Consider the following 12,350-nt stretch of genomic DNA (forward strand, 5'->3'; position numbering starts at 1 on the left):
TACTACTTCATTAAATCCAGCAGGACCTTCTCATATTTATCCAGGATAATATCCTTTGAAAACCTTGATCTGATAGAGTTTTTTATCCCGTCACGGTTATAATTTCCCTGTAAGACTTTCATTATTTTCTGGGAGAAATGATCATAATTCTCAATGTCAGCAATCTCACCATTCACCTGATGCTGGATGATTTCATTGATACCGCCCGGGCAGTTGTTCGCCAGAGAATAGGTCCCGCAGGCGCCTGCTTCCAAAAGAACGTTCGGAAAGCCTTCATACCTGGAAGAAAGGACGAAAAGGTCTGCATACTTTAAAAACTGGTAAGGGTTATCCTGTCTGCCATGGAAGATAACATTTTTAAGCCCCAGAAAATCCTTCATTTGATGCAATACTTCTTTGTCTTTACCGTCACCTAAAATATGAAGCATAATATTTTCATTTTTAAGCCTTGAAAATACTTTCAACAGGTTGTCAAAACCTTTTCTGGCAGAGAGATTTCCTATAGCCACTACATTTTTATAGTTGTATTTAAAGCTTTCCGGTTTTAAGGAAACGGCCAGTTTTTCATTGATAAAATCAAAATCTACGGGATTGTTTATTTTGACAATTTTTTTCTTCTTTATATTAAAATTATCCACCAGATCGTGCATCATATCATCACTCTGCGCAATGATTTTCTGATAGTTATTGTAAAAATTGTAGAAAAATTTAATTTCTTTCCGGGTTACATGCTGCGTTACCACATTGGTTTCGCGGGCTATGAATTTTGTTCTCGGAAATAATTTGATAAAAAGGGAAAGGTAAGCATTCACCTCACCAAAGCCTGAAAACACAATATCCGGTTTCCTGCGGTAGATTTCCCCCAAAATAGGTTTTAAGGAATGTCTAATCCTTTCTGTGTTGATGTCTATGATTTCAACATCTTTTTTAAGAAAATTAAGATATCCGCCCTGTTTGCGAAGCAGCAGGATTTTTGGTTCAAACCGGTCCCTGGAAAGATGATTGGCTATGGTGGTAACAATTCTTTCTGCACCACCGGTTTCCAGATCCGGCAGAATAAATATGACAGATATTTTTTTCATCAGTTAAAGTTAGTAAAAAGTTTAGTTATCTTTCAAATATTCCTCCTTACACTAAAGAATAAAGTCAGCAAAATATAAAAGTCTCTGCTACCTTAGAAATAATTTTCAAAGAAAAAACCTGACCCTGGGATAGAGTCTAGCTTAGATTGAATAGCAGGATAACGAGAAACCCATCTACGCAACTCAAAATTATTTTTTATATTATCATTAACAGGAATAGAAGCATATAGTACATTGTTATAAATATTATGTTTTAAGTATAGTACTAAAAATCTTTTATCTATATTCTTCTTAGCTTCGGAATACGACAAATCTACCATAGATCGTCCTTTATAATCCTTATCCCCTACTTTAAATGTGTATAAAAAAAGAAACCTGTACCTCTTCCGTATCCTTTAATGCTATTTATTTTGCCAATTGCATATTCTCCTTCATTCTTGTAACTTTTTTTAAGTCCTGTCTTACTGAAATATCATAACAAATTATTGCTATTATTAAAAAAAATAAAATTATGGTATAATGTCTTTTAAAAAATCCATATAAATTAACTTATCTCTATCATAAACTTTTAAATACGATAAAAGCCCTATTTATAAGGGCTTTTATTGTATTCTAATTTGTTCTTTAGTTAGCTACATCGCTGATGAATTTTATCCTTAGCATTCTTACTTCCTCATCAGAAAGCTCATCTCCAAATTCGTCAAGGAGCACTTTCATGCTGTCGCTTTCAGATTCGGTCATGAATTCCATGAAGCCGTCTACAATATCTTCATCAAAATTGTCTTCAATATAATAATCGATATTGAGTTTTGTTCCCTGATAAACAATACTTTCCATTTCTTTCAGAAGTTCGTTCATGGAAAGATTCTTGGCTCTTGCAATATCTTCAAGATCAATCTTTTTATCGGTACTCTGGATAATAAAAACCTTATGGCTGGATTTATTGGCCACCTGTTTAAGCACCATATCCTGCATACGCTCGATATTGTTGTCTTCCACATAGGTTTTAATAAAGTCCGCGAATTCTTTACCATATTTTTTAGCTTTTCCTTCTCCTACTCCATAAATTTTGGCGATTTCTTCCAGTGAAACAGGATACTGAACTGTCATATCCTCTAAACTGGGATCCATAAAGACCGTATAAGGTGGAATTCCGTGTTTTTTAGCTACTTTTTTCCTCAGATCTTTTAACTGGCCGAAAAGGTTCTGGTCTAAACCAGTACTGGCCTGCATTTGTCCTTGTTCACTTTCCGCCTTAGCCTGGGTAAGGTCAAATTCCCTGTCTTCAGCAATTAAAAACGGCTCCGAAGATTTGCCTTCCAGGAAATTTTTAGCTTTTTCAGACATTTTTAAAACACCATAAGTCTCAATATCCTTCTGCAGGAAACCTTGAACTGTAGCCTGTCTTAAAATGGTTTTCCAGTAATTATCTTTTTCTTCTTTTCCAAAACCGAAATGAGAGGTCTGCTCGAGCTTATATGACTTCGTAACTGCATTTTCTTTACCGGCAATTACCGAAATTAAGTCTTTCGACTTGAATTTTTCTCCTGTATCTTTAATGAGATTCAAAACCTTTTTCAGGTCTGCAGCTGCATCTTTCAGCTTGGGAGGATTGGAGGAATTGTCGCACATATTGGCTCCATCTCCTTTTACCGGATCAAAATTTTCACCGAAATAATAAAGAATGTACTGCCTTCTGCTCATTGAAGTTTCGGCATATCCTACTACTTCGTTTAAAAGCTGCAGCCCAATTTCCCTTTCAGAAACAGGTTTCTGGGCAAGGAATTTTTCGAGTTTCTCGATATCCTTCGGATCGTAAAATGCCAGGCAGTGGCCTTCTCCTCCGTCTCTTCCTGCTCTTCCTGTTTCCTGGTAATAACTTTCCAAAGATTTTGGAAAATCATAATGGATCACAAAACGCACGTCCGGTTTGTCAATTCCCATTCCGAAAGCAATTGTAGCTACAATAACATCCACCTCTTCCATGAGGAACTTATCCTGATTGGCTACTCTTATTTTCTGGTCCAGACCTGCATGGTATGGAAGCGCATTAATACCGTTTACCTGTAAAAGCTGGGCAAATTCTTCCACTTTTCTTCTGCTCAAACAGTAAACAATTCCCGATTTTCCTTTATGCTGGTTGATAAATTTTACGATCTCCTTATCTACATTGACTTTTGGACGTACTTCATAATATAGATTCGGGCGGTTAAAACTTTCTTTAAACACTAAAGCATCGCTCATTCCTAAAGTTTTCTGGATGTCATCCTGAACCTTAGGGGTTGCAGTAGCTGTTAAAGCAATTACCGGAACTTCGGCAATCTTATCAATAATGGATTTCAGGTTTCTGTATTCCGGCCTGAAATCGTGCCCCCATTCTGAAATACAGTGGGCCTCGTCAATGGCTACGAAAGAAATCTTAACTTCTTTAAGGAAATCCAGATAATCATCTTTGATCAATGATTCCGGAGCTACATACAAAAGCTTGGTTTTCCCGCCTTTAATATCGTCAAAAACCTGTTTTGTCTGTGTCTTATTTAATGATGAATTTAAAACGTGCGCTACCCCGTCATCAGACGAAAGGCCGTTCACTGCATCTACCTGATTCTTCATTAACGCGATTAAGGGCGAAACTACTATTGCCGTACCTTCTGAAATAAGTGCCGGAAGCTGATAACATAAAGATTTACCACCTCCTGTAGGCATTAAAACAAATATATCCTTCCCACCGAGTAGGTTTTCTATAATTTGTTCCTGCTGGCCTTTAAATGTAGAAAACCCGAAATACTTTTTCAACTCGCCTGATAAATTGGCTTTTTTTGCGTTCATCTAATTTTCTATTGCTAAATTTGCATCCAACCCAAAGTTATAAAAATTCTGCTTAAAATAAAAGCGAACGAATTTATAAAAAATAAAACTTATATTAAATATTCTTTTTTAAATATAACGTTTTTTAATGGATTTTTTGTATGCTCTAAAATTATAAAATGGAAAGAACCGACCTTATTTCAATTGCCAAAAGCACTTTGGAAATAGAAATTTCAGAACTTGAAAAATTAAAGAACAGGATCAATGAAGATTTTGCCCGGGCAGTGGAAATTATCCATTCGGCAAAAGGGAAATTAATAGTTGTGGGAATCGGTAAATCTGCCCACGTTGGCAATAAAATTGTTGCCACATTAAATTCTACAGGGACTCCGTCACAGTTTCTGCATGCTTCCGAAGCCATTCACGGAGATCTAGGTGTAATCCAGAAGCAGGATGTGGTTTTGTGTATTTCGAATTCCGGGAACTCACCGGAAATTGCTAACCTTGTTCCCTATTTAAAAGATTATTCTTCTGCCCTTATCGGGATGACGGGAAATAAAAACAGCAAGCTTGCCGAATTCTCCGAAATTATCCTGGATACTCATGTAGATGTGGAAGCCTGTCCAAACAAACTGGCTCCGACAAGTTCTACAACAATTCAGATGGCTTTAGGAGATGCGATGGCTGTGGCTTTAATGGAGCTTAATAACTTCAGGGAGAATGATTTTGCCAAATTCCATCCGGGAGGAAGCCTTGGGAAAAATCTTGTCTCCAAAGTAGACCAGTTCTTATCTCCTCAGAAACCTCAGGTAGAAGAAAATGCACCGGTAAGAGACGTTATTATTTCAATCAGTGCCTCCAGCCATGGAATCACGGTGGTGACCAATGGTGAAAAAATTATTGGGGTAATCACCGACGGAGATTTGAGAAGAATGCTGATGAAAGGAGACGACATCAGTAAAATCCTGGCAAAAGACATCATGTCCGCCAATCCTAAAACGATCGAAAGGGATACTTTGGCAAAAGAGGCTATGAAAATTTTAAAGGAAAATAATATCGGCCAGCTGATCGTCACTGAAAACGGAAACTATTTCGGGATTATTGATCTTCATACCTTACTTGATGAAGGAATCAATTAATTTATTTAAATACTCATCTATATTATGATAAATCGACAGACGGTGTTTTTAAAATACCGTCTGTTTTTTCTGAAAATCAAACGGGAAGGTGTTTCATTGATAAGCTTAAACAAAATCACGATCAATAATTCTAAATACTGATTATTATTTCATAATTTCGCAGACTTAAACGGCTTACCTCTGACGGGTTTGCTATTTTAGAGAGACTTAGTATGGACGAAAAAAAGAAATGTCCTTTCTTGGGCATATTGGAGAATTAAGAGGTCACCTCGTACGCTCGATTATTGCTATTATAATTGTTGCCATCGCTGTGGGATTCAATATCAACTGGATCATGGACCACATCTTTTTTGGGCCTACCAGAAATGATTTTCCGACTTTCAGGGTGGTTAACCATTTTTCGAGAATGCTTTTAGGGGAAGACAGTATTCACCTTCCGAAGGATTTTCCGGTTCGTGTACAGCGGCTTTACCAGCAGTTCAACGTCATGATGGCTGTTTCTGTTTTCGGAGGTCTGGTGGGTGCTTTTCCTTATATTGTGTGGGAATTGTGGAGATTTATAGGTCCGGCTCTTCATCCTAACGAAAGAAAGAATTCCATCTTTATTATCAATGCAGTGTGGATACTGTTTATGACAGGAGTTTTATGCGGTTATTTCCTGATTCTTCCATTTGCTGTAAATTTCGGTGTTATTTTTAAGATCTCAGATATTATTATTCCGCTTTATGATCTTAGCGATTATACGACTCTTTTTTTACAGGTCATTTTAGGAATGGGAGTTATATTCCTGTTTCCTATCCTTATCTATTTCCTTACCAGCATAGGGATTTTAACGCCGATGTTTATGAAGACTTACCGTCGTCATGCTATTGTTCTGATCATGGTTGTGGCTGCGATCATTACCCCTGCCGATGTTTTAAGTATGCTTATGGCTGCCTTCCCGCTGCTGATCCTGTATGAATTCAGTATCATCATGTGTAATATTACTTACAAAAAAGTACAGAAAAATACAGCAAACCTTCCTGCAGTACAGAAGTAATACCAGTCCAAACATTTTTCGATTTAAACTTATTGTTTACATATCACAGCTCGGCTAAAGCCGGGCTTTTTTTATGTTTCCTTCTACATTTTTTCAATTGTACTCTGTTTGTGGCATTAATTTTCTATTTTTGATAGAATTTAATTTAGTTTTAAATGAAAAAGCTGACCTATACACTTTTATTTGCTTCGGGACTTGTTTTCGGGCAGTTCTTTGAAAAAGATAAAGTTTTCACCAAAGAAGATACACTGAAAGGCTCTGATACCCAATTCCGGAATTTCTGGGATGTCAAAAAATATGACCTTTCCGTAGAGCCGGACTTTGCACAGAAAAGCATTAAAGGATATAATAAGATCAGCTTTGAGATCACGAAAGATGTAACTGATCCTGTGTTCCAGATCGATTTGCAGAAACCCATGAAGGCCGATAAAGTGGAAGCTGATTTCCCGGTTGCCAATTATAAGCAGGATGGCGATTTCATTTTCGTGACGGCAAAAAAGAAATTTAAAAAAGGAGAAAAATACACCATTAATGTTACCTATTCCGGTAATCCCCTGATTGCCAAAAGAGCTCCCTGGGACGGAGGCTGGGTATTCGCCAAAGACGAAAAAGGAAATCCGTGGATGAGTGTGGCCGATGAAGGAATCGGTGCATCCATCTGGCTTCCGACCAAGGATATATGGAGCGATGAGCCGGACAACGGGATCATTATGAAAATCATTACCCCAAATGATCTTGTAGGAGTAGGAAACGGCAGACTGATCGACAAGAAAACAGAAGGTGGAAAAACAGCTTATACATGGGAAGTGAAAAACCCAATCAATGCTTACTCCATCATCCCGAATATTGGTAAATATGTCAATTTTAAAGATACATTTACCGGTGAGAAAGGAAAACTGGATCTGGATTACTGGGTACTGGACTACAACCTGGAAAAAGCAAAAAAACAGTTCCAGCAGGTAAAACCTATGCTTTCCGCCTTTGAATACTGGTTCGGACCCTATCCTTTTTATGAAGATTCTTACAAGCTGGTTGATACTCCTTACCTTGGAATGGAGCACCAGAGCAATGTAGCCTATGGAAATAACTACCAGAACGGTTATCTGGGTAAAGATCTTTCCGGTACGGGTGTGGGCCTTAACTGGGACTACATCATTATCCACGAAAGCGGCCACGAATGGTTTGCCAATAACGTGACTGCAAAAGACCAGGCGGATATGTGGATCCACGAGAGTTTTACCATGTATTCCGAGGTTCTTTTTGTTGAAAAATATATGGATAAAAAGTCAGCAGATATCTATGCCATAGGGGTACGGAAAATGATTGATAATGATGTTCCCATCATTGGAAAATACGGGGTAAGAAATGAAGGAAGCGGCGATATGTATCCGAAAGGAGCCAATATGCTTCATACGATACGTCAGGTAATCAATAATGATGAAAAATTCAGGCAGATCCTGAGAGGCTTAGGCAAAGACTTTTACCATCAGACCGTAACCACTCAGCAGGTTGAAGATTATATGTCTTCGAAATCAGGAATTGATCTGTCAAGCATCTTCAACCAATATTTAAGAACAGTAAAAATTCCTAATCTGGAGTATTCGCAAAACGGAGACTCTCTGAAGTTCCGGTATACAGATGTGGTAAAAGGATTTAAACTTCCTCTTATCATCAATGGAGACCAGACCATCAATCCTACCGAAAACTGGCAGACCGTAAAACTTAAAAAGAATGCCCCGGTAGAATTTAACAAGAACTATTACATCAATTATAATCAGGTGCAATAATGTAGAAATGGCGAAAATGCAAAAGGGCAGATTCGCGGAAAGGCAAAATCGTTATGCGGGTTTGCCTTTTTTATTTTTAACTAAATCAGAAGAATTAGGGAGTAGGAATAGCTAAAGGCTCGCCCGCCTGCTTTATTGAAGTATTGAAAGATTCTTATCTTCTTAACAACTTAATTCTTCTTAATGGTTCAAAAACTTTAAGAAAAGTTTAATACTATATTTCGTAACAAAATGGTCAAAAAAACTACTATTTAACTATAAAAATTTAAACTTAATGAGAAAAACAGCAGTCAGTCTGGGTATTTTCGCCACTTTTCTGGCCAATGCCCAATCTATAAAAACTACGATTGATCTTGTGAATGTAAAAGATGACAAGGTAGCCGTTACAATGGAATTTCCGAAAATGAAATCCGGAGATGTCAAGTTCCATTTTCCTAAAACTGTTCCGGGTACGTATTCTGTAGATGATTACGGCCGATTTGTGGAAGGGATCAAATTTTATGATAACAAAGGAAGAGAATTAACCTACACAAAAGTTAATGACAATACTTATTCACTAAAAAATGCCCAGGCATTAAGCAAAGTAACTTACCTTGTTAATGACAGCTTTGATGATGAAATGGATAATTCAAAACATAAAGCTGTATTTTCCCCGTCCGGGACTGATATCGAGGAAGGAAAAATCTACATGATCAACACTCACGGCTTTATCGGGTATATAGACAATATGCAGGATGTCCCTTACCAGCTGATCATTCAGAAACCGGCAGGCTTCTATGGAACAACGGCTCTGGTAGACCAGGATAAATCCGATGATACCGATACGTTTACACTGGCCAATTATGCAAAAGTAACCGATTCTCCGCTGATGTACACCAAACCGGATTATATCACCTTTAATGCAGGAGGCATGGATCTGGTACTGGGCGTTTATTCCCCTACCGGAAAATACAAGGCAGCAGACTTTAAAGATAATCTTGAAAAAATGGTACTGGCTCAGAAGAAATTCCTGGGCGACATGAATACCAATAAAAAATACGCGATCATGCTGTACCTTTCAGGAGGTGACGGACCGCAGATCAAAGGTTTCGGAGCATTGGAGCACCATGAATCTACAAGTGTGGTACTTCCTGAAATGATGCCTAAGGATGCAATTGATAAAACCATTACAGATGTGGTTTCGCACGAGTTCTTCCATACCGTGAATCCTTTGAAAACACATTCCGAAGAGATCCATTATTTTGATTATGCAGATCCTAAAATGTCCCAGCATTTGTGGATGTACGAAGGCGGAACAGAATATTTTGCCAATCTTTTCCAGATCCAGGAAGGTCTGATCGATAAGAATGAGTTCCTTCACAGAATCAATGAAAAGATTACCAATTCCAAGAATTATGATGATACCATGCCGTTCACGGTGATGAGTAAAAATGTATTGAAGGATGAATATAAAGATCAGTACAGAAACGTATATGAAAAAGGAGCATTGCTGGCGATGTGCCTGGATATTGAACTGAGAAAACTGTCTAACGGGGAAATGGGATACCGCGACATGATCAGAAAGCTGTCCCAAAGATTTGGTGAGAACAAACCTTTCAAGGATGATAAGCTGATTGATGAACTGGTAACGGTAACCGGCTACCCGCAGGTAAAGGATTTCTATAACAAATATATTGCAGGAAACCAGCCGACTCCTTACATTCAATACCTGAATATGGTAGGCGTAGAAGCAAAAAAGCAGGATACACCTCCTCTTTTCTGGTTCATCAAAGATCCGAATCAGACAGGTTATAATGAAAAGAATAAAACATTTGTATTTGATGAAAGCTCCGCGTTATCTCCTTTTGCGAAAAGTGTAGGATTTAAAATCACTGACGAAATTCTCGCTCTGGATGGCAAAACGGTTGACATTCAGCATGTGCAGGATTTCATCGGCTATGCAAAATCGATCAAGGAAGGTCAGAATGTTACCGTGACGATCCTTAGAAAAAACGGGGATAAAATGGACAAAATCAACCTTAAAGGAAAAGCTATTCTGGATAAAATGACGGTAGAAACCTTAAATTACAAGGCCAATCCGACTCCGGCAGAACAGAAGCTGCAAGATCAGTGGCTAACCGGAAAAAAGTAATGATTTAAAAATAAACAGTTAATAGAAAAGCGGGGAATAAATTTCCCGCTTTTTTGTATTCCTATTTTACTACTGTTTTTGTTGGTCTAAAAGCTCCAGGGTATGTTTCACATGATCATTGCCCTTCCATTCATCATGTCCAGGAATTACCTTTGCCGTGGAAGGATATTTGGTCTGCAGTTTTTTCATAGTAGCCGGCCATTGCTGTACATTGGCTTCTCCTGTATACCCGAGGTCCACTGCTGTACTGCTTTTCACTAAGCACCCGCCATCCAGAACATTATATTTGGGAAACCAAACTACCACATTATCTGCTGTGTGGCCTTCACCCAGAAAATCTACGACAAATTCTTCACCGCCTATTTTATATTTCTTTCCCACCTTCGTTAATTTGCTGGAAGTTGCTTTTCCTTCTTTCTTCAGCAGTTCATTGGTTTTGGCCGTAGCATAGGTGGCTATTCCTTTTTTATTGTAAAAACTCAGGTCTCCGGCCCTGTCACCATGTGAATGAGTTGCAAATACAGCGATAACCGGTAAATTATGACGTTTTTTTATGGTATCCATAAGGCTTTGATACTGGGTTTTCTGCCATGGAACATCAAACAGGACTACCCCTTTTTTAGTAACCAGATAAAGCGCATTGGCTGAATATTCTTTGCCCTCAAAAACTCCGAAAGACTTATACAGATAAAGCTGCTTACCAAAAGGCTGCTCAATTTCAAAGTCACGGACCTGCTGCGCATTAAAAAAACTAATTAAGAACAGAAACAGCACAGTAAAAATCCTAACATTTTTTCTCATAATTTTTTATAATATTTAAGTTGATCAATCGAAATATAAATTCTGGAATGGAACAACTGATATGAATTGTTCCCGAAAGAAGTGTAAATTTATTTATTATTTCGTTTAGCCCGGTTTACATCAGAAGGATTTAACTTATTTTAATACTAAAGTTGTTTAAGCTTTACAAAACCACAAAAGTCACAAAAGCTTTCATTTTAAAACACTTGAGTGAATTCACATAAGATGAAAATCAAGGATTTTCACAAAACTTAAGTGTACTTATTATGCATAAAGCTTGACACTAAAAATACTTAAGTGGTTAAAAATAATCAATATAAAATTTAAACAGATTTACTATATCAAATAGCTTTGCCTATATCGTATGAGAAACTTTGTAACGAAGAAATCGCCAATTAGAATTATGTTTAGGCTTTTTTAATGGTGATTCTGAAGGTGCTTCCCTTTCCTACTTCAGTCTGGGAAATTTTAATGTCCCCGTTATGGTATTCATGAATAACCCTTCTCGCCAGTGAAAGTCCTAGCCCCCAGCCTCTTTTCTTGGTTGAATATCCTGGCTTAAAGGCATTTCTCGCCTGCTGCTTGGTCATTCCGCTTCCGGAATCTTTTACTTCGATGAGGATATTTTTATTCCTTTCAAAAACATACATATCCAAAGTTCCTTCCCCTTTCATGGCATCTACGGCATTTTTCACAAGATTTTCAATAACCCAGCTCATGAGGATCTTATTGTGAGGAACCAGAATCGTATAGGTCGGAAGGTGCAGACTGAAATTGATCTTTTTTGAAATCCTTGTTTTGAGGTAATTATAATTCTCTACAATCGTTTCATTGAAATTCATGTCATTCAGCTCAGGAACGGACCCGATTTTAGAAAAACGTTCGGAGATGGTCCTCAGTCTTTCAATATCTTTTTCTATTTCGTGTACCCCTTCGGATTCAGGATTATCCAGCTTCATGATCTCCATCCAGCCTATCATCGAGGATAAAGGAGTTCCGATCTGGTGAGCCGTTTCCTTAGCAAGTCCTGCCCAGAGATAACCTTCATCCGTTTTTTTGATGGTCCTTAAAAACCAGAATGAAAACAGGAAATAGCAAAGAATAAAAAAGCCGAGTATAAAAGGGGAATACCTCAAATCGTTCAGCAACCGTGAGTTGTCGTAATAAACAAACTGGTTATTTCCCTCCGGAATTTTAATTTCAATGGGAGGATAGCTTTTTGCCATTTTTTTGGCCAGAAGGGTGATCTGCACAGGATCATTTTCTATTTCCTGAGGAATGTTCTTATGAACCATAGGTTTATCATCCTTATCCAGCACAATCATTGGAATCGTATTGTTGGAACTGTATATTTTAAGGATCAGTTCCTGAACTTCCAGACTTGGGGTCACTTCCTGCTGAAATTTCAGGGCACTTACCAGGATATCTACCCGTTTGATTTCCTCTTTTCTGAGAAAATTGATAAGAATCGTTGAAGCAACCACAATAGTGACAACCACCACAGTCATCAGTAAAAATATGATCCAGTTATTCAGCCTGGTAAGTATGGATTTCCTCAAAGTT

At 37.8% G+C, this 12,350-nt stretch carries 8 protein-coding genes; 4 read left to right on the top strand and 4 right to left on the bottom strand.

Annotated elements, in window-relative coordinates; all coding sequences use genetic code 11:
• Positions 1–2: 2 nt before the first annotated feature.
• Together N4G44_RS11135 and recQ are read right to left on the bottom strand one after the other, a co-directional pair.
• Complete coding sequence (locus N4G44_RS11135) at positions 3–1,082, bottom strand: glycosyltransferase (protein WP_474926801.1); 1,080 nt, start codon at positions 1,080–1,082, stop codon at positions 3–5.
• Between the two features lie 624 nt (positions 1,083–1,706).
• The gene (gene recQ, locus N4G44_RS11140; protein ID WP_474926803.1) at positions 1,707–3,911 is read right to left on the bottom strand and encodes a DNA helicase RecQ; all 2,205 of its coding nucleotides are present in this window, start codon (positions 3,909–3,911) and stop codon (positions 1,707–1,709) included.
• 158 nt (positions 3,912–4,069) lie between these two features.
• Here recQ and N4G44_RS11145 point away from each other — a divergent pair, with 158 nt between their 5' ends.
• The 4 genes from N4G44_RS11145 (at position 4,070) to N4G44_RS11160 (ending at position 9,986) form a co-directional block, all read left to right on the top strand.
• Positions 4,070–5,029: a KpsF/GutQ family sugar-phosphate isomerase gene (locus N4G44_RS11145; protein ID WP_474926805.1), complete on the top strand. Its 960-nt coding sequence runs from the start codon at positions 4,070–4,072 to the stop codon at positions 5,027–5,029.
• 229 nt (positions 5,030–5,258) lie between these two features.
• Positions 5,259–6,068: a twin-arginine translocase subunit TatC gene (tatC, locus tag N4G44_RS11150; protein WP_474926807.1), complete on the top strand. Its 810-nt coding sequence runs from the start codon at positions 5,259–5,261 to the stop codon at positions 6,066–6,068.
• A gap of 155 nt (positions 6,069–6,223) precedes the next feature.
• Positions 6,224–7,855 (top strand): M1 family metallopeptidase, encoded by a 1,632-nt coding sequence (locus N4G44_RS11155; protein WP_474926809.1) that lies wholly within the window; start codon positions 6,224–6,226, stop codon positions 7,853–7,855.
• A 274-nt stretch (positions 7,856–8,129) separates the two neighbouring features.
• Positions 8,130–9,986 carry a M61 family metallopeptidase gene (locus tag N4G44_RS11160; protein ID WP_474926811.1) on the top strand — a complete coding sequence of 619 codons (1,857 nt, stop codon included), beginning with the start codon at positions 8,130–8,132 and terminating at the stop codon, positions 9,984–9,986.
• 69 nt (positions 9,987–10,055) lie between these two features.
• On the opposite strand, the gene blaIND is transcribed toward N4G44_RS11160, so the two are convergent.
• On the bottom strand, positions 10,056–10,787 hold the full coding sequence (gene blaIND, locus N4G44_RS11165; protein WP_474926814.1) for an IND family subclass B1 metallo-beta-lactamase: 732 nt from the start codon (positions 10,785–10,787) through the stop codon (positions 10,056–10,058).
• Between the two features lie 407 nt (positions 10,788–11,194).
• Positions 11,195–12,346 (bottom strand): sensor histidine kinase, encoded by a 1,152-nt coding sequence (locus N4G44_RS11170; RefSeq protein ID WP_474926817.1) that lies wholly within the window; start codon positions 12,344–12,346, stop codon positions 11,195–11,197.
• Between the last annotated feature and the right edge of the window lie 4 nt (positions 12,347–12,350).

The organism is Chryseobacterium sp. GTID13 (genome assembly GCF_056172655.1).